General features: G+C 68.4%; 14 protein-coding genes. 5 read left to right on the forward strand and 9 right to left on the reverse strand.

Translation table 11 applies throughout. The features are described 5' to 3' along the window. Positions 1–16: 16 nt before the first annotated feature. The 6 genes from ASF43_RS16225 to gabT all read right to left on the reverse strand — a co-directional run bounded on the left by ASF43_RS16225 (position 17) and on the right by gabT (position 9,053). Positions 17–1,012 (reverse strand): C45 family autoproteolytic acyltransferase/hydolase, encoded by a 996-nt coding sequence (locus tag ASF43_RS16225; RefSeq protein WP_056183075.1) that lies wholly within the window; start codon positions 1,010–1,012, stop codon positions 17–19. A 2-nt stretch (positions 1,013–1,014) separates the two neighbouring features. Continuing rightward, positions 1,015–2,472, reverse strand: coding sequence for a biotin carboxylase (locus tag ASF43_RS16230; protein WP_056183077.1), 1,458 nt, complete (start codon positions 2,470–2,472; stop codon positions 1,015–1,017). Then, positions 2,469–5,354 carry an aminotransferase class I/II-fold pyridoxal phosphate-dependent enzyme gene (locus ASF43_RS16235; RefSeq protein WP_056183080.1) on the reverse strand — a complete coding sequence of 962 codons (2,886 nt, stop codon included), beginning with the start codon at positions 5,352–5,354 and terminating at the stop codon, positions 2,469–2,471. The genes ASF43_RS16230 and ASF43_RS16235 overlap by 4 nt, the downstream gene beginning before the upstream one ends. A 71-nt stretch (positions 5,355–5,425) precedes the next feature. Next, complete coding sequence (locus ASF43_RS16240) at positions 5,426–6,289, reverse strand: carbon-nitrogen hydrolase family protein (protein WP_235578261.1); 864 nt, start codon at positions 6,287–6,289, stop codon at positions 5,426–5,428. After that, positions 6,286–7,749 carry an NAD-dependent succinate-semialdehyde dehydrogenase gene (locus ASF43_RS16245; protein WP_056183083.1) on the reverse strand — a complete coding sequence of 488 codons (1,464 nt, stop codon included), beginning with the start codon at positions 7,747–7,749 and terminating at the stop codon, positions 6,286–6,288. Before ASF43_RS16245 ends, ASF43_RS16240 begins: the two co-directional genes overlap by 4 nt. Before the next feature lie 2 nt (positions 7,750–7,751). Next, positions 7,752–9,053 (reverse strand): 4-aminobutyrate--2-oxoglutarate transaminase, encoded by a 1,302-nt coding sequence (gabT, locus tag ASF43_RS16250; protein WP_056183084.1) that lies wholly within the window; start codon positions 9,051–9,053, stop codon positions 7,752–7,754. Positions 9,054–9,151: 98 nt separating this feature from the next. Here gabT and ASF43_RS16255 point away from each other — a divergent pair, with 98 nt between their 5' ends. Then, positions 9,152–10,636, forward strand: coding sequence for a PLP-dependent aminotransferase family protein (locus ASF43_RS16255; RefSeq protein ID WP_056183087.1), 1,485 nt, complete (start codon positions 9,152–9,154; stop codon positions 10,634–10,636). 8 nt (positions 10,637–10,644) lie between these two features. On the opposite strand, the gene ASF43_RS16260 is transcribed toward ASF43_RS16255, so the two are convergent. Next, positions 10,645–11,547, reverse strand: a complete 903-nt coding sequence (locus ASF43_RS16260; protein WP_056183089.1) for a LysR family transcriptional regulator — start codon at positions 11,545–11,547, stop codon at positions 10,645–10,647. Between the two features lie 284 nt (positions 11,548–11,831). On the opposite strand from ASF43_RS16260, the gene aspA reads away from it, so the two are divergent. After that, on the forward strand, positions 11,832–13,247 hold the full coding sequence (gene aspA / locus ASF43_RS16265) for an aspartate ammonia-lyase (protein WP_056183092.1): 1,416 nt from the start codon (positions 11,832–11,834) through the stop codon (positions 13,245–13,247). Positions 13,248–13,250: 3 nt separating this feature from the next. Here the strand turns inward: aspA and ASF43_RS16270 are convergent, their stop codons facing one another. Next, the gene (locus ASF43_RS16270; protein ID WP_082497892.1) at positions 13,251–14,123 is read right to left on the reverse strand and encodes a M23 family metallopeptidase; all 873 of its coding nucleotides are present in this window, start codon (positions 14,121–14,123) and stop codon (positions 13,251–13,253) included. 118 nt (positions 14,124–14,241) lie between these two features. Further along, on the reverse strand, positions 14,242–14,940 hold the full coding sequence (locus ASF43_RS16275; RefSeq protein WP_056183490.1) for a GntR family transcriptional regulator: 699 nt from the start codon (positions 14,938–14,940) through the stop codon (positions 14,242–14,244). Positions 14,941–15,133: 193 nt separating this feature from the next. On the opposite strand from ASF43_RS16275, the gene ASF43_RS16280 reads away from it, so the two are divergent. The 3 genes from ASF43_RS16280 to ASF43_RS16290 are packed head-to-tail and all read left to right on the forward strand — an operon-like array spanning position 15,134 to position 17,568. Then, positions 15,134–16,108, forward strand: a complete 975-nt coding sequence (locus ASF43_RS16280) for a tripartite tricarboxylate transporter substrate binding protein (protein WP_056183093.1) — start codon at positions 15,134–15,136, stop codon at positions 16,106–16,108. A gap of 19 nt (positions 16,109–16,127) precedes the next feature. Next, on the forward strand, positions 16,128–16,799 hold the full coding sequence (gene pcp / locus ASF43_RS16285; RefSeq protein ID WP_056183096.1) for a pyroglutamyl-peptidase I: 672 nt from the start codon (positions 16,128–16,130) through the stop codon (positions 16,797–16,799). Positions 16,800–16,809: 10 nt separating this feature from the next. Continuing rightward, positions 16,810–17,568 carry a LamB/YcsF family protein gene (locus tag ASF43_RS16290; protein WP_056183493.1) on the forward strand — a complete coding sequence of 253 codons (759 nt, stop codon included), beginning with the start codon at positions 16,810–16,812 and terminating at the stop codon, positions 17,566–17,568. Positions 17,569–17,698: the final 130 nt, after the last annotated feature.

Genomic DNA, 17,698 nt, shown 5'->3' on the forward strand with positions numbered 1-17,698 from the left:
GCCGTGCGCTGGGGGTTCAGGATGGTGCGTTGGGATAGACGATGTCGTGTTGGCCCTCGTCGAACTGCGCGATGGATTGCTCCCAGCGATGACCCGGCCAGAGCAGCTCGGCGCGGCCGGACTGTGGCCGGTAGACCGCCGTGTACAGCGTGCCGTAGCCGCGCATCCAGGCCGTCTGGTAGAGCGGCGGCTGCAGCAGTGCGTCGATGGCCTGCTGCGCCGGGGCCGGTGTTTCCACCTGTTGGCGCAGCGCCGCCAGCCGCTCGGGCGAGCGCGTGGCCTGCGCATGCTCGGGCCATTCCACGGCGTTCTGGAAGTTGGTCACGGCCTTGTGGCGCGTGACTTGCACCGGCCGGTCGGGCGCGACGAACACGGTGGCCCAGTCGGCATGGCGGTCCAGCAGGGTGATGCTGTAGCTCATGTGCACCGGCACGCGCTGCAGGATGGCGACGGCCTGCGCCGTGGTCTGCGCGACTTCGAGCACATAGCGCAAGACCAGCGGGATGCCGAAGCCGGTACCGGCCACCGTGCTCCCGCCGAACGACAGCGAGGCGGCCAGGCCGCTCTCGTTGATGCCGTCCAGCGCGCCCCACAGGCAGTCACTCATCGCCACCACACGCTGGCCCGTCCAGCGGGAGGCCAGCCAATTGCCCTCCAGCAGTGCGGGCGCGAAGTCGTAGTTGCGCAGCAGCACGGGCTCGTCCCGGCCCTGTGGGTCGATCCAGACCGCCTGCGAGCAGCCGGCGATGTAGGGCGGCGGGCACCACAGGGACAGGAAGCGCGCCTCCACGTCGCCGCCGCCCGCCAGTTCGACCAGCCGCTCCCAGGTCGGCACCAGCTCGGGCATGTGCTCTCGCAAGGCACGCCGCGATTCCAGGAAGCTGGGCCGGCCCACCGCACCGCTGCGCAGGAACCAGGCCCGGTAGCCGGGCCAGGACCGCTCGAACAGCGCCTTCCATTGCGCGCCGGGGGTGTCCTCGGCGACGGCCTGGAAGTGGATGCTGATGGACATCGTCAGAGGATCTTGAACGAGCCGGGTGCCGGCGCGGCCTCGTGCTGCGTGGTCAAGATGGGCTTGCCCGCGTAGTACTGGCTGATGCCGCGGACCCAGTCGCGTGCGCGGATGTTGAGCTTGAAGTTGTCGTCCATCGAGCGCCCGCGCGTGATCAGGATGCCCAGGTCGGCGCCGTTGTAGCGGTAGTCGCCCGGGCCCGTGATGCGCAGGAAGAAGGCCTCGCGCTCGGTGTCGATGGCGCGGCGCGTGTAGTCGAAGCGCTGGTAGGCCACGGTGCCGTCCTCGGCCATGCGGTAGATGCCGGTGGCCGGCGCGTGCGTGACCTGGTCGACCTTGTCTTCCGTGTACTTCATGACCACCTGCGACCACGAGTCGATGAAGTGCGGCTGCGCCCAGCGCTCGTTGATTTCCTTGACGTTCAAATCGAATGGCACGCCCGAGAACTCCAGCAGGTGGAACAGGAACAGCGGCGCGTCGGCATAGGCGAAGGCGGCGTGGTTGGTCATGGGGCTGGCGCCGCAGATGCGCGGGTTCAGCTCGCCCAGGTAGACCTCGCCGTTGTCCTGGTCGATCAGAAAGTCCAGATCGAAGTAGCCGCGGTAGCCTTCGGCCAAGAGCTGGTTGCCGAACTTCTCGGCCATGTCGCGGGCCTTGGCGCGCACCGTTTCGGAGAAGGCACCCGGGAACACTTCGTTGCCGCACCAGCCGCCCTTGTAGGGCGTGAGTTCGCGCGCGCCGACCACCTCGGTCAACAGCGGGCCGACGAGGGTGCCCGACTGCGTGGCGCACGCTTCCAGCGTGGCGCCGCGGCAGTTGATGCGCTTCATGATCTTGACCTCGGGGTCGCCCACGATCTCGTCCTTGTGCTTGTTGAAGTCGTCTTCGCTGGCGATGAAGAAGGTGGTGTGGCCCGAGTCGCCGAAGGCCGACTGCACGACCAGGTCCTTGCCCAGGCCGGCGCGCTCTGCGATCTGCATCAGGTGCTGGAAGCTGTCGACCTTCTCCAGCGCGTTGGGCACCGAGTACACGCCGGCCTTGTTGCCGATGCGCACGGTCTCCATCTTGTTGTCGCAGCGCTGGCGCAGCTTGGCCGGCGGGAACCAGACCTCCATGCCGAGCTCCTTGGACAGCTCTTCGGTCTTCTCGTCGAACATCAGGAACGTGGCCACGGGCTTGCCGCCGCGGCGCTCGATCAGGTCGACCACGTCCTTGTGCTGCAGCAGGTAGTTGTTGATGTCCTCGATGGAGGTGAACTCGTCGTGCGGTGTCTCCTTGGGCACGAAGACGTTGGGGTGGCGCCCGTCGAAGCAGTCGATGTAGTTGATGTAGCGGAAGCGGTTGACCCAGCGGTCCATGCCGAGCAGGTTGAAGTTGGTGGCGCTGATGAAGTAGATGGGCCGCTCATTGCGGTGGAACATCAGCAGCAGGTCGGAAATGCTCTTGACCTTGTTGGTCATTTCTTGCTCCTCGAGGTGGACTTCTTGGGCGCCAGTCCTGCGGTCGCCAGTTCGGGTTCTGGGCGCTGCTGCGCCTCTTGCTCTTGTGTTTGTGCAGCGCGGCCGGCCACGGCCAGCGCGGCGCGTGCGGCCGTGGCCTGGGCCGCGCGCTCCAGCGCGGCGTCGCTGAAGATGCGGAAGCCCAGCTCGGGCCTGAAGCCATGGATCTCGCGCACGTCCAGCGCGGCCATGAACTGCAAAATCTCGGCGCTGATGACCTGGCCCGGCACCAGGATCGGAAAGCCCGGCGGGTAGGGGATCACGAACAGCGCCGACACCAGCTCGCGGCCCGCCGCGATGGCGCGCGCGGCCTCGGGCATGTCGATGTATTCGCAGTTGACGTCGTCGTAGGACAGGAAGAACGCGCTGCGGATGTCGCCGTCGCGCGTCTCGGCCCGGCCCTCGACCGAGCGGCCACGGAACGCGAAATGGAAGCTGGAGAAATCCGGCAGCGGCGGCTGCTCCAGCGTCAGCGACTTCACGCGCTTCTCGTGGATGCGGCGCTCGATGGCGCTCATGTCGGCGATGCGCGCGTCCACGTCGCGCGCGATCTTGACCAGCACCTCGATCAGGTAGGCGATGGCCGAGCGCGTGCTGCCGATGTTGGTCATGAACAGCACGGTGTTGCGCGAGGTCTTGTTGATCTGGATGCCGTACTTGTCCATCAACTCGCGGTTCTTGAACTGGTCGCCGTCCAGGCCCGTGGCGCCGATGGTCAGCGTGGCGCGCGTGGGGTCCAGCGCGAACTCGTCGGTGCGCCAGGCTGCCTCCAGGTTGTTCCAGCCGTTCTCGTCGTTGTAGTAGCTCTCCACGCCGGACTCGCGGTAGGCCGCCGGGATCACGTCGCCCACGCGCAGGAAGCGGAAGTAGCGCTTGAGCAGCGGGTGGTTCAGCACCTGCTCGCGCAGGCTCATGGCCAGCTCCAGCTGGCGCTGGATCAACTCGTAGCCTTCGAGCTCCACCTGGCGGCGGCCCACGTCCAGTGAGGCCAGGATCTGGTAGTTGGGCGATGTCGAGGTGTGGGTCATGTAGGCCTCGTGGAAGGCCTCTTCGGCCTTGTCCTTGAAGTCCTGGTCCCACACATGGATCATCGAGCCCTGGCGCAGCGCGGTCAGCGTCTTGTGCGTGGAGTGTGTGGCGTAGACGCGGATGCGGGCCTTGGCCGGGTCGGGCAGCAAGCGCGTGTTGAGCAGCGCCTCGTCGTCGTTCCAGTCGATCTCGGCCTGGAATTGCGCGTAGCGCTTGGCGTAGGCAGGCTCCTTGAACATCTCGCACAGACGAGCGGCCGTGGCCATGCCGGTGCGCTGGCGGTAGATGGGGTGGCAGCGCGCGAAGGCGAACCAGGCTTCGTCCCACAGGAACACCAGGTCGGGCTTGATCGCCAGGCATTCCAGCATCACGCGTTCGACGTCGTAGACGATGCCATCGAAGGTGCAGTTGGTCAGCAGCACCATGCGCACGCGGTCCAGCGTGCCGGCGCGGCGGAAGCCCAGCAGCGTCTCCTTGATGTGGCGGATCGGCACCGCGCCGTACATGGAGTACTGGTCCAGCGGATAGGAGTCGAGGTAGGCCACCTGCGCGCCGGCCAGCACCAGGCCGTAATGGTGCGACTTGTGGCAATTGCGGTCGACCAGCACGATGTCGTCGGGCCGCACCAGGGCCTGCACCACGATCTTGTTGCAGGTGCTGGTGCCGTTGGTGGCGAAGTAGGTGCGCCGCGCGCCGAAGGCCCGGGCCGCGTACTCCTGCGCCAGCTTGAGCGGGCCGACCGGGTCGAGCAGCGAGTCCAGCCCGCCCGAGGTGGCAGAGGTTTCGGCCATGAACAGGTTCATGCCATAGAACTGCGCCAGGTCGCCGATCCAGCTGCTGTTCATGATGGACTTGCCGCGCGCCAGCGGCAGCGCGTGGAACACGCCCGTGGGCTGCTTGGCGTAGTCGCGCAGCGCGTGGAAGAACGGCGTGCGGTGGCGTTCGCCCACGCCCTTCATGATGGAGCTGTACAGCTCGATGTGGTCTTCCTCACCGAAGAAGATGCGCTTGAACGCCTCGCCCACGCGGGCGGCGATGTCTTCGACGTTGACGTCGGTGACCAGGTACAGGTCGAGCTCGGGCCGCAGCTGCGCGATCTGCCGGCCCAGTAGCGGGCCGCGTTCGAACTCGGGCATCTGCTCGATGCTCTCGTCCACGCTGTCCAGGAAGCGGCGCAGCATGTCGTTGTGGTTGACCGAGCGGAACGGAAAGCCGTGGCGGATCACGACCGCCTGCAGGTTGAAGTTGACCAGCGTGGCGATCAACGCGTCTTCATACGTGGGCACGACCACCACGTCGAAGATGAAATCGTCGTCGGTGCTCCGCTTGCGCAGCACGCGGCGGCGCAGCGCGTCTTCTTCGGCCGGGCTCATCTCGTCGACGATCAGCACCTCGAAGTAGGGCCGCGACAGCTGCGCCTGGCGTTCGCTCTCGGTTTCGATCTGCGACGGCAGCTCGTTGTCGCCCTCCAGCGCACTGCTGTCGTGGCGGTAGGTGCGGGCCGCCAGCACGCGGTGGATGCGGCGCGCGGCCTGGTGGGCGCGGGCCAGTTCCTCGCGCTCGATCCACTGGCACAGCTCGCCGAAGACGCGGCCGCCGGGGAAGGCCCAGTAGCTTTCGATGGGCGCCAGCGACTCGATGATCTGGTGGATGTGGGCCAGGCGGCGCTGGCGCTCGGGGTCGTCCGGCGGCAGGATGGCCGAACGGCTCAGGTCGTCCACCAGGCTGATCCAGCCGTCGGCACGCATCTCCCAGACGCTGCGGTGACGGCTGAGCGAGGTGCGGGTCCTTGTTGGAGTGTTGGTCTTCGTCATCTTGTGTCTCCTCGGCCGGGCCCGACGCCCCGGCCCTTGTCTCTCGGGTCGGGTGTGTCAGTCGGGCTTGGTCAAGGGCCCCAAGGTCTGCAGGTACGGAAAGCTGGCCGCAGCCTCCTTGTCATAGACCGCGACGTGCAGTCGCGGTCGCGAAAGCTCTTGAGCGGCTGGCCCAGGTTGCTGCGCAGGCCGCGCTCACGCTCGCGGCGCAGGCGCGCGAAGTCCACGTCGATGGCCATGATCTCGGGGCCGCTCTCGGCCTGGTGCAGCACGTAGCCGGACGGGTCGCAAATGATGGAGCGGCCCACGCCGCCATGGCCCACGCCGTTGACGTCGAAGAAATACACCTGGTTCTGCACGGCCGACGCGCGCGCGATGGCCAGCTCCACGTCGCGGTCGATGGTGTCGGTCATGGTGGGGTGCAGGATCACCTCGGCGCCCATGGCGGCCAGCGTGCGCGTGGTCTCGGGGAACCACATGTCATAGCAGATCGACACGCCGAAGCGGCCCGCGCCGGGGATGTCGAACACGCAGAACTCGGTGCCGCCCTCGACATCGCGCTCGTAAGGGCGGAACGGGAACAGCTTGCGAAAACGCGTGATGACCTCGCCCTCGGGGTTGATGACCGGCGTGGTGTTGTAGACGCGCGTGCCGTGGGGCCCGTCGACCTGCTCGAACAGCGAGCCGGGAATCAGCCACAGACCGGTTTCGCGTGCCAGTTCGCACAGCCGCGCTTCGGTCGGCCCGGGCAGCGGCTCGGCCGTGCTGTGCTTGGGGCCCAGTGCGGCGAGTTCAGAGAACAGCACCATGCGCACCCACGGGAAGCGGGTGCGGATGTGGCGCAGGTAATTGCCCATCTGCTCGACGTTGCTGTCGAACGCCGAAACGTTCATCTGCACGCCGGCGATGCCGAATGTCTGCAAATCCAAACTCACTTGTCGATGCCCCCCAGGCAGACGTACTTGGTTTCCAGGAACTCCTCGATGCCGTACTTGGAGCCCTCGCGGCCCAGGCCCGATTGCTTGACGCCGCCGAACGGCGCCTCGGCCGTGGAGATCAGGCCAGTGTTCACGCCGACCATGCCCGACTCCAGCTGCTCGGCCACGCGCATCACGCGGCCGATGTCTCGGCTGTAGAAGTAGGCGGCCAGGCCGAACTCGGTGTCGTTGGCCAGCCCGATGACTTCAGCTTCGGTGTCGAACGCGAAGATCGGCGCCAGCGGGCCGAAGGTCTCTTCCTTCGCGAACAGCATGTCCGCCGTTGCGCCACCGATCACGGTGGGCTCATAGAACAGGCCGCCCAGTGCATGCGGCTTGCCGCCGGTCAGCACGGTGCCGCCCTTGGCCACGGCGTCTGCCACGTGCTCTTCGATCTTGGCCACCGCCTTGGCATCGATCAGGGGGCCTTGCGTGACGCCGGCATCCAGGCCGTTGCCGACCTTCATGGCCTGCACCTTGGCGACCAGCTTGCGCGTGAACTGCTCCAGCACGCCGCGCTGCACATACAAACGGTTGGCGCAGACGCAGGTCTGGCCGGTGTTGCGGTACTTGGAGACCATCGCGCCCTCGACGGCGGCGTCGATGTCGGCATCGTCGAACACGATGAAGGGCGCGTTGCCGCCCAGTTCCAGCGACAGCTTCTTGATCGTGTCGGCCGATTGGCGCATCAGCGTGCGGCCCACTTCGGTGGAGCCCGTGAAGGTCAGCTTGCGCACCACGGGGCTGCGCGTCATCTCGCCGCCGATCTCCGAGGCCGAGCCGGTCAGCACCGACAGCAGGCCCTTCGGAACACCCGCGCGCGCCGCCAGTTCGGCGAAGGCCAGCGCGGAGTAGGGCGTCTGCGTCGCGGGCTTGACGACCATGGAGCAGCCTGCGGCCAGGGCCGGGCCGGCCTTGCGCGTGAGCATCGCGGTCGGGAAGTTCCAGGGCGTGATCGCGGCCGTCACGCCGATGGGCTGCTTGAGCGCGAAAATGCGCTTGTCGCCGCTGGTGGCGGGGATCGCGTCGCCGTACACGCGGCGCGCCTCGTCGGCGAACCACTCGATGAAGGACGCGGCGTAGGCGATCTCGCCCTTGGACTCGGCCAGCGGCTTGCCCTGCTCCGTGGTCATGATGAGCGCCAGGTCGTCCTGGTTCGCGAGCATCAGGTCGTTGAGCCTGCGCAGGATGGCCGCGCGTTCCTTGGCGGGCACGTCGCGCCAGGCGCGCTGGGCGCTGGCTGCGGCAGCGATGGCGCGTTCGGTCTCGGCCGTGCCGCACATCGGGATGGTGCCGATGGTTTCGCCGGTCGCGGGGTTGGTCACGGTGGTGGTCTTGCCGCTGTCGGCGTCGACCCATTCACCTGCCACGTAGGCCTGCTGGCGCAGCAGGCTGGGGTCTTTCAGTTGCTCCAACATATTCAGGCCTGCAGGGCTTGGGCCAGGATGTCCAGGCCTTCTTCGAGCAGCGCGTCCTCGATGGTCAGCGGGAACAGGAAGCGCACCACGTTGGCGTGCACGCCGCAGGTCAGCAGCAGCAGGCCGGCGTCGCGGGCGCGCTGTTGCACGAGCTTGGTGAAGTCGGGGTCGGGCGTGCCGTCGGCCTTGGCGAATTCCACGGCGACCATGGCGCCCAGGCCGCGCACGTCGCTGATCTGCGGCACGCTCTTCCTGAGCGCGTTCAAGCGTGACTTGAGGTGCTGGCCCAGGCGCTCGGCGCGGGCGCACAACTGCTCTTCCTCGATCACGTCCAGCACGGCATGGGCCGCGGCAATCGCCAGCGCATTGCCGGCGTAGGTGCCGCCCAGGCCACCGGGCAGGGGTGCGTCCATGATCTCGGCGCGGCCAACCACGCCGGACAGCGGCAGGCCGCCGGCCAGGCTCTTGGCCACCGTCATGAGGTCGGGCAGCACGTCGTAGTGCTCCATCGCGAACATCTTGCCGGTGCGCGCGAAGCCGGTCTGGATCTCGTCGGCGATCATCACGATGCCGTGGCGGTCGCAGATCTCGCGCACGGCGCGCATGAACTCGGGCGGCTGCACGTAGAAGCCGCCTTCGCCCTGGATCGGCTCCAGGATGATGGCCGCCACCTGCTCGGGGTCGATGTCGGCCTTGAACAGCTGGTTCAGCGCGGCCAGCGAATGCTTGACGGTCACGCCGTGCAGCGCAACCGGCGCGGGCACGTGGTAGATGCTGCCCGGGAACGGGCCGAAGCCGGTCTTGTACGGCACGACCTTGCCCGTGAGCGCCATGCCCATGAAGGTGCGGCCATGGAAGGCGCCGGTCAGCGCGACCACGCCGGGGCGGCGCGTGAAGGCACGTGCGATCTTGATGGCGTTCTCGACGGCTTCGGCGCCGGTGGTGAAGAAGGCCGTCTTCTTGGCGTGGCTGCCGGGCGTCGCCGCGTTCAGGCGTTCGGCCATCGCGACCGAGCTTTCATAGGGCACGACCTGGTAGGCGGTGTGCGTGAAGCGTTCGAGCTGGTCCTTCACGGCCTGCATCACGCGCGGGTGGCGGTGGCCGGTGTTCAGCACGGCGATGCCGGAGCCGAAGTCGATGTAGCGGCGGCCTTCCACGTCCCAGATCTGGGCGTTCTCGGCGCGGTCGGCGTAGATGTTGAAGCCGATGCCCACGCCGCGCGGCGTGGCCGCGATGCGGCGAGCGTCGAGCGCCTGGTTGCTGGTGGCGCAAGACTCGGAATGCGCAAGGGTGGCAGTGGTCATGGTGTGGTGCGCAGGCCCAGGGGCCGCAGGGGGGTTGGACAACGGCGCAGTCTACGAATACATTGATTCCAATAGAAGAACCAATTCGGATTGATTCGATGGAACCAATTTTTCCGCACGAGGCCAGTGGCCTGCCCGATTTCATGCTGCAGCAGTTCGAGCACGGCACGGGGGAATACAACCACCTGCAGCTCTACCGCATCCTGCAGGCCGGCATCCGCCAGTCGACCTTGCCGGCTGGGCTCAAGCTGCCGCCCACGCGTGAGATGGCGCAGGTGCTGGGCATCGCGCGCAACACCGTGGTGCAGGTCTACGAGCAGCTGGTGCTGGAGGGGCTGGCGCAGGCCGGCGTGGGCCGCGGCACCTATGTCAAGGCGATGGCACCCGGCTTCATCGGCCGCGCCCGGGCGGCGCCGGCCCGGCGTGCGAACGCCTTGTCGCACCGCGGAGACGATCTGGTGCAGGGCGCGCGCGCGAGCCCGCTGCAGTGGGGTGCGTTCGCGCCGGGTGTGCCCGAGGTGCGGATGTTCCCGGCCAAGGTCTGGAGCCGGTTGCAGGCGCAGGCCTGGCGCGAAGTGGAGCCAGCGCACCTGAGCTACGCCACCGGCGCCGGCCACCCGGACGCGCGCGAGGCCATTGCCGAGTACCTGCAGGGCACGCGTGGCGTGGTGTGCAGCGCCGAGCAGGTCGTCATCACCAACGGCACGCAGCAGGCGCTGCACCTCGTGGCGCAGCTGCTGGCCGACAGTGGCGACACGGTCTGGCTGGAAGACCCGGGCTACTGGGGCGCGCGCAGCATCTTCCGCAATGCCGGCCTCGTGCTGCAGCCCGTGCCGCTGGATGCCGAGGGCATGGCGCCCACCGCGCAGCAGCAGCTGAGCCCGCCGCGGCTGATGTTCCTGTCGCCCTCGCACCAGTACCCCACAGGCGTGCTGATGAGTCACGGCCGGCGCCGCCAGTTGCTGGACTACGCGGCACGCCATCACACGTGGATCGTCGAGGACGACTACGACAGCGAGTTCCGCTTCGCGGCCCGCCCGTTGCCGGCCTTGCAGGGGCTGGACGAGCAGGGCCGCGTGCTCTACCTGGGCACCTTCTCCAAGACACTGTTCCCTTCGATGCGGCTGGCCTACCTGGTGCTGCCGCGCGACCTGGTGGACCACTTCTCGCGTGCGCTCAACGAGCTGTTCCGCGAGGGGCAGACGCTGCAGCAGGTGGTGCTGGCGCGCTTCATGCGCGAGGGCCACTACGCGCGCCACATCCGGCGCATGCGTGGCGTGTACGCCGCGCGGCGCGGCGCGTTGATCGAGGCGATCGGCCAGCGGCTGGGCCAGCAGCTGCCGGTGCTGGGCAGCGATGCCGGCCTGCACCTGGTGCTGGGCCTGCCGGCCGAGCTGGACGATGATGCCGTGGCGCGCGAGGCACTGGCGGCCGGCGTCATGACGCGGCCACTGTCGCTGTACTCGCTGCGCAAGCCGGTGCCGGCGCGTGGCCTGGTGCTGGGCTATGGCGCCGTGACCGAGCAGGAGGTGCGGGCCAGCTTCGACCGGCTGGCGCAGGTCCTCGAGCGCTTCCTGCGCTGACGGCCCGGTCATCGGCATAGCCAGGCCCACAGTTCGTCGACCACGGACTTGGTACTGGGCATGGCGCGGTACAGCCGCACCTCCAGCTGCGTGACCCACTCGTCGCTGCCGGCAATCGCCAGCTTGCCCTCGGCCAGCTCGTCGGCGACGCAGCTCTCGGGCAGCCAACCCACGCCGTGGCCGGCCACCAGCATGGCCTTGAGTGCCTCGGACATATGGGTTTCGAAGCCGCGCGACAGATGGCTGGGCGTGCGGGCATTGAGCCGGATCATCTCGACCACGTTGCCGATGAAGGCGCCGGCAGAGTAGGCGAGGAAGGGCAGGGGCCGCTCGGCGCTGCCCGGCAATTGGTGGAGCGGCCGGCCCGCACCATCGGCGGCCGAGAAGGGCAGGATGCGCTCGCGGCCCAGCAGCAGGTGCGGGTACTGGTTGGCGTCCAGCAGGATGGGCAACTGCGGATGGTGGAAGGCCAGCAGGATGTCGCACTCGCCCTCGACCAGCTGCTGTACCCCTTCGGGCACGTTGACCGCATGCACGCGCGCGGGCAGCGGCCCGAAGTCGTCGTGCAGCTTCTTGAGCCACTGCGGGAACAGCGTGAACACCAGCGTGTGGGCCACGGCGAACTGCACCACCTTGTGCGGCTCGGCCAGCGGCTGATGGCCGCCGAGCAGCGTGCGCGCGGCGTAGGCGTCGCGCAGCAGGTCTGCCGCGATGCGGCGGAACAGCCAGCCGGCCGAGGTGAGCTTGGCCGGGTGCACGCTGCGGTCGACCAGCTCGACGTTGAGCCATTCTTCGAGCGCCATGATGCGGCGGCTGAAGGCCGACTGCGTGATGTGCCGGTCGGCCGCCGCACGCGAGAAGCTTCTGGTCTCGGCCAGGCTCAGGAAATCCTCCAGCCATTTCGTTTCCATGAAGCGCTCGCCCCCGTTGATTGCATACACCCTTGCGGGGTCGGAATCTTATGCGTGACGCGTCGTCGATGCGGTGCACGATCCATGCTGTTTTCGACTGACGCAATGCGTAGTTCGCAACAGGCTTGGCGCCGTCGCGTTTGTCGGGTCAGGCCGCGGACATGCGCCACGCCACAGGCGCGATGCGTTGTTTGCATCGCATTGGTACACCCGCGAGCCACTCCTACACTGGCGCCCCGGTCCGACCGCCTGCCGGAACGACCTGGCCCCCAAGGAGACAACACATGCCCAGCCCCAACTTTCGAATCGAGCACGATTTGCTCGGCGACCGCGAAGTGCCCGCCGACGTGTATTACGGGGTGCACACCCTGCGCGCAGTGGAGAACTTTCCGATCACCGGCACCACCATCTCGATCTACCCCGAGCTCATCAAGGCCCTGGCCTGCGTGAAGCAGGCCGCCGCCCACGCCAACCACGAGTTGGGCCTGCTGGACGAGAAGCGCTGCAGCGTGATCTCCTCGGCCTGCGACGAGCTGCTGGCCGGCAAGCTGCACGACCAGTTCGTGGTCGACGTGATCCAGGGCGGGGCCGGCACCTCGACCAACATGAATGCCAACGAGGTGATCGCCAACCGTGCGCTGGAACTGCTGGGCCACCAGAAAGGCGAGTACCAGTACCTGCACCCGAACGAGCAGGTCAACATCGGCCAGAGCACCAACGACGTCTACCCCTCGTCGCTGAAGATCGCGACCTGGTTCGGCATCCTCGGCCTGATCGACGCGATGGACGTGCTGCGCAAGTCGTTCGCGGCCAAGGCCGAGGAGTTCAAGGACGTGCTGAAGATGGGCCGCACCCAGCTGCAGGACGCCGTGCCCATGACGCTGGGCCAGGAGTTCGGCACCTATGCCGTGATGATGGAAGAAGACCAGGCCCGGCTGCGCGAGGCCGTGACGCTGATCTGCGAGATCAACATGGGCGCCACGGCCATCGGCACCGGCATCACCGCCCACCCGGACTACGCGCCGCTCGTGCTCAAGCACCTGCAGCGCATCACCGGCATCCCGCTGGTCACCGCGCCCAATCTGATCGAGGCCACGCAGGACTGCGGCTCCTTCGTGCAGCTGTCGGGCGTGCTCAAGCGCGTGGCGGTCAAGCTCTCGAAGATCTGCAACGACCTGCGGCTCTTGTCCAGCGGCCCGCGTGCCGGCTTCAACGAGATCAACCTGCCGCCCATGCAGGCCGGCTCCAGCATCATGCCGGGCAAGGTCAACCCGGTGATCCCCGAGGTGGTGAACCAGGTGGCGTTCGAGGTGATCGGCAACGACATCACGGTGAGCTTCGCGGCCGAGGCCGGGCAGCTGCAGCTCAACGCCTTCGAGCCCATCATCGCGCACAGCCTGTTCAAGAGCGTGAGCCACCTGCGCACGGCCTGCCTCACGCTGGCCACGCGCTGCGTGGACGGCATCACGGCCAATGCCGACCACCTGCGCGCGCTGGTGGCCAACTCCATCGGCATCGTGACCGCGTTGAACCCCTACATCGGCTATGCCAACGCCACGGCCGTGGCGCAGGAGGCGCACCTGAGCGGCGGCAGCGTCTACGACATCGTGCTGGCCAAGGGCCTGCTGTCCAAGGCGCAGCTCGACGAGATCCTGCGGCCCGAGGTGCTCACCCGGCCGGTGCCGTTGACGCGGCCCTGAGCCTTACGCGGCGATGAACAGTGCCGGGTCCACCATGGCCCGGTTCAGCATCACCGACCAGTGCAGGTGCGGGCCGGTCACGCGGCCGGTGGCGCCCACGCTGCAGAACGCATCGCCGGCGCGCACGGTGTCGCCGACCTGGCAATCCATCGCGCTCAGGTGGCAATACATGCTCAGCAGGCCGGCGCCGTGGTCCAGCCAGACCGTGCCGCCATTGAAGAAATAGTCGCCGACGTCGATCACGCGCCCGTCCAGCGGCGCGCGCACGGGTGTGCCCGTGGCCGCGGCGATGTCCATGCCGCTGTGCGGATTGCGCGGCTGGCCATTGAACACGCGGCGCAGGCCGAACGAGCCCGAGCGCCGGCCCGGCACGGGCACCTGCATCTGCAGTTGCGCCGGCACGGCGTCGGTGAACGTGGCCATCACGGTCGCCAGGTGGCCGCGCTCGCGTTCGTAGCGGGCCTGGTCCTCGGGCGACAGGTCGACGGTGCGCGGCGCGACGGTCAGTCGCTGCTCCTGGTACTGCTTGCCGGCGATGCGGTAGGCCAGCCGCCGGGCCGGCGCGTCGGCTTGCGCTGCGATCGTGATGGCCGCATCGCCCGTGGTCGCGGCCAGCGGGATGCCGACCAGCGCCGTCCACTCGATCACGTCGCCGGTGACCAGCAGGGGTATGTCGTCGGCATGCGCCACCGGGCGCCGCGCGGCGGGGCCCAGGGACAGGCGGGCCACGCCGCCGGGCACCTGCGAAGGACGCGGCCAGACGGCGGGGGGCGGGGGAGGGTTTTGGCGCGGTGCGGACCGCGCGGCCGGCAGTGCGAGCAGGCTGGCGGCGGCCAGCAGGGCACTGCGGCGAGAAGGAGAGGGGGGCACTTGCATGCCCCCATTGTTTCAGCCCTCGAAGAACTCCACGCCGCCGTCGTTCAGGTCGTAGGGCCCTCCTTCAGCAGGGCCAGCGCCTGCGCCGGCGGCAGCGATCGCTTTGTGCGCACGCGGGCTAGGTCGCCGGCCCTGGCTCGGCCGCGCGGCGCGCATAGACCGCCAGCACGATGCGTTCGGAATGGACGAGGTAGTCGTTCAGCGCCGCGGCGGCCTCCGCATAGCGCCCGGCCTCCGTCAGATCCAGGATCTTGACATTCATGTCCACGTAGGGCGCATGCAGAAACTCGGCGTCCTGCAGCATGCCGAAGGCCAGCCGCAGCTCGGCCAACACGGGCGCGAACATGCCGTTGAGCCGCTCGCTGTCGGCCAGTTCGACCACGGCCATGTGGAACTGCATGTTGGCCGTGCCCACGCCTGACCAGTCACTGCCGTCGCGCAGCCGCAGCGCGGTTTCCACGGCGGCGCGCATGCGCTTCTTGGCCGGGTGGCGGGGATAGGCCTGGGCCAGCGCCTGGCATTCGATGAGCCGGCGCACCCGGTAGATGTCGATGATGGACGCGATGCTGGGGATGGCGACGAACACGCCGCGGTTGGGCGCGTGCTTGATCAGACCGTCGCGCGTCAGCACCCGGAAGGCCTCGCGCAAGGTGTTGCGCGACACCCCCATGCTCTCGCTGAGCGCCTGCTCGGGCAACCGCTGGCCCGGCAGCAGTTCGCCCGATGCGATGCGCTGGCGCAGCTGGGCGGCCAGACGCTCGGGCAGCGTCTGGTCCACGGCAGGGGCGGGGGCGGAGGTGGGGGGGGGAGTTGTCATGCAGGCGCGGTTGTAGCAGATGCGCACATCCGCTTCAGTTCTCCCCAGCACCAGGGTTTGCACCAGGTTCCGTGGGCTTTGCGGTGCCCGTAGACTCTGGATTGTTCAACAATCAATTTAGTTATGTTCTTCATAAAGTGAGTATTGTTGATTCATTTTCCCTTCCTCAAACCTGGATTGCTGGAGAGCCACGATGCCGATTCGCCCCTTGATCGCCGCTGCCGCGGCACTGCTCTTGCTGGTGCAGCCGCTGTCTGCCTCGGCCACCGACTATCCGGCCAAGCCGGTCCGCATCGTCGTGCCGTATGCGGCCGGTGGCTCCACCGACACGCTGGCGCGCCTGGTCGCCGAACGACTGGGCAAGCAGCTCGGTCAGCCCGCCGTGGTCGACAACCGGCCCGGCGCCAGCGAGCAGATCGCGATCAGCCACGTCGCCAAGTCGGCGCCCGACGGCTACACGCTGCTGCTGTCCACCCTGAGCGGCCTGGCGGTCAACCCCGGCCTGTATCCCAAGCTGCCGTACGACGTGCACAAGGACCTCACGCCGATCGTGCTGGCGGCCACCGTGCCCAGCGTGGTGGTGGTCCATCCCTCGGTGCCGGTGAAGACCATGGCCGAGCTGTCCGCCTGGCTCAAGGCCAAGCCCGGCGCCATCAGCTACGCGTCGGCCGGCGCCGGCACGCCCAGCCACCTGGGCATGGAGTACTACAAGCGCGCCACCGGGGTCGACCCGGTGCATGTGCCGTACAAGGGCGGCGCGCCGGCCCTGGCCGATGTGATGGGCGGCCAGGTGCCCTTGATGATGGCGCTCGTGCCCGAGGCCATGCCCATGGTCAAGGGCGGCAAGCTGCGCGCGCTGGCCGTCACCAGCGCCAGGCGCCTGGCCGCTTACCCGGACCTGCCCACCGTGGCCGAGGCCGGCGGTCAGGACCTGGACGTGACCTTCTGGTACGGCTTCGTCGCGCCGGCCGGCACGCCGCCGGCCATCGTGGCCCGCCTGAACGAGGCCATCAACCAGATCCTTGCCGACCGGCAGGTGCAGGCTAGGCTGGCAGAGATGCAGCTCGATGTGGTCGGCGGCGCGCCCGCACAATTGACCGCGCTGATCCGGACCGACACCGCGCGCTGGAAGAAGGTGATCGACGAGGCCGGGATCAAGGTCGACTGACCACCACCCAAGGATGCCCATGCCGTCTGCTGCCGCCATTCCCGTTGCACCGACCGTCCTGGTGACGGGCTTCGAGCCCTTCGACCAGGACCTGGTCAATCCCTCGTGGGAAGTGGCGCGCGCGCTCGAGGGCGCCAGCATCGCGGGCGCCACGGTGCGCGCCGTGCAGCTGCCCTGCGTGTTCGGCCTGGGGGCCGAGCGGCTGCTGGAGGCGTTGCACACGCTGCGCCCGCAGCTCGTCGTGGGCCTGGGCCTGGCGGGTGGCCGCAGCGACTGGCAGCCCGAGCGCGTGGCCATCAACTGCAACGACGCGCGCATCCTGGACAACGCCGGGCAGCAGCCTATCGACACGGCCGTGGTCCCAGGCGGGCCGGCCGCGTATTTCTCCAGCCTGCCGATCAAGGCCATCGTGCAGGCGCTGCGCGCCGCGGGCCTGCCGGCCGCGGTGTCGAACTCTGCCGGCACCTTCGTCTGCAACCACGTGTTCTATGCGCTGATGCACGCACTGGCCACGCAGCCCGGCGTGCGCGGTGGCTTCGTGCACGTGCCCTGTCTGCCCGAGCAGGCCGCGCGTTCCCCGGGCATGCCGAGCATGGCGCTGGCGACGCAGGTCCAGGCCTTGCGTGTGCTGCTGCATACGGCCTTGACCACACCGGTCGACATCGCGATGGGCGATGGCCGCGAACATTGAAGGAGCCTTGATGCACATCGACCTCAACAGCGACCTGGGCGAAAGCCTGGCCGCCTGGACCATGGGCGACGACGCCGCCATGCTGGCCATCGTCTCCAGCGCCAACGTGGCCTGCGGCTTTCATGCCGGCGACGCGGCCGGCATCCTGAAGACGCTGCGCGCAGCCGCCGAGCGCGGCGTGGCCGTGGGCGCCCATGTGGCCTACCCCGACCTGGCCGGCTTCGGCCGGCGCAACATGGACGTGGCCAGCGCCGACCTGCAGGCCGACGTGGTCTACCAGATCGGCGCGCTGCAGGGCCTGGCGAAGGTGGCCGGCACGCGCGTCACCTACGTGAAGCCACACGGCGCGCTCTACAACACCATCGCCCATGACGAGCGGCAGGCGCGCGACGTGATCCAGGCCATCCGCGCCATCGACCCGCAGCTGGTGCTGGTCGCGCTGGCCGGCGCGCCGCTCGTCGATTGGGCGCGCGAGGCCGGCCTCACCGTGGTGGCCGAGGCCTTCGCGGACCGCGCCTACACGCCGCAGGGCACCCTGGTCTCGCGCCGCGAGAAAGGGGCCGTGCTGCACGACCCCGACACCGTGGCCGCGCGCATGCTGCGGCTGGCGCGCGAAGGCGTGCTCGAGGCCATCGACGGCAGCCTGGTGCGCGTGCGGGCCGATTCCATCTGCGTGCACGGCGACAGCCCCGGCGCCGTGGCCATGGCGCGCCAGGTGCGCCAGGTGCTGGAGCAGGCCGGCGTAACGGTGCAGGCGTTCGTGAAATGAACCCATCCACGTTTGGACTTCTCACTTCGTGTAGAAGTCCCATCCCCCCTCAAGGGGGCGCCGCCAGCGCCCGGGCAGAGCCCGTTGCGCGGCGTCCGTTGGCATGGCCTGCTCCGCGGCCTCTCGACCA

This window comes from Pseudorhodoferax sp. Leaf267 (assembly GCF_001422405.1).
In the GTDB taxonomy this organism is placed as follows: domain Bacteria; phylum Pseudomonadota; class Gammaproteobacteria; order Burkholderiales; family Burkholderiaceae_C; genus Pseudorhodoferax.

Bases quoted from the DNA above. Each gene is read 5' to 3' on its own strand.
- ASF43_RS16225 (WP_056183075.1), bottom strand. From the start codon at position 1,012: ATGTCCATCAGCATCCACTTCCAGGCCGTCGCCGAGGACACCCCCGGC.
- ASF43_RS16230 (WP_056183077.1), bottom strand. From the start codon at position 2,472: ATGACCAACAAGGTCAAGAGCATTTCCGACCTGCTGCTGATGTTCCAC.
- ASF43_RS16235 (WP_056183080.1), bottom strand. From the start codon at position 5,354: ATGACGAAGACCAACACTCCAACAAGGACCCGCACCTCGCTCAGCCGT.
- ASF43_RS16245 (WP_056183083.1), bottom strand. From the start codon at position 7,749: ATGTTGGAGCAACTGAAAGACCCCAGCCTGCTGCGCCAGCAGGCCTAC.
- gabT (WP_056183084.1), bottom strand. From the start codon at position 9,053: ATGACCACTGCCACCCTTGCGCATTCCGAGTCTTGCGCCACCAGCAAC.
- ASF43_RS16255 (WP_056183087.1), top strand. From the start codon at position 9,152: ATGGAACCAATTTTTCCGCACGAGGCCAGTGGCCTGCCCGATTTCATG.
- ASF43_RS16260 (WP_056183089.1), bottom strand. From the start codon at position 11,547: ATGGAAACGAAATGGCTGGAGGATTTCCTGAGCCTGGCCGAGACCAGA.
- aspA (WP_056183092.1), top strand. From the start codon at position 11,832: ATGCCCAGCCCCAACTTTCGAATCGAGCACGATTTGCTCGGCGACCGC.
- ASF43_RS16270 (WP_082497892.1), bottom strand. From the start codon at position 14,123: ATGCAAGTGCCCCCCTCTCCTTCTCGCCGCAGTGCCCTGCTGGCCGCC.
- ASF43_RS16275 (WP_056183490.1), bottom strand. From the start codon at position 14,940: ATGACAACTCCCCCCCCCACCTCCGCCCCCGCCCCTGCCGTGGACCAG.
- ASF43_RS16280 (WP_056183093.1), top strand. From the start codon at position 15,134: ATGCCGATTCGCCCCTTGATCGCCGCTGCCGCGGCACTGCTCTTGCTG.
- pcp (WP_056183096.1), top strand. From the start codon at position 16,128: ATGCCGTCTGCTGCCGCCATTCCCGTTGCACCGACCGTCCTGGTGACG.
- ASF43_RS16290 (WP_056183493.1), top strand. From the start codon at position 16,810: ATGCACATCGACCTCAACAGCGACCTGGGCGAAAGCCTGGCCGCCTGG.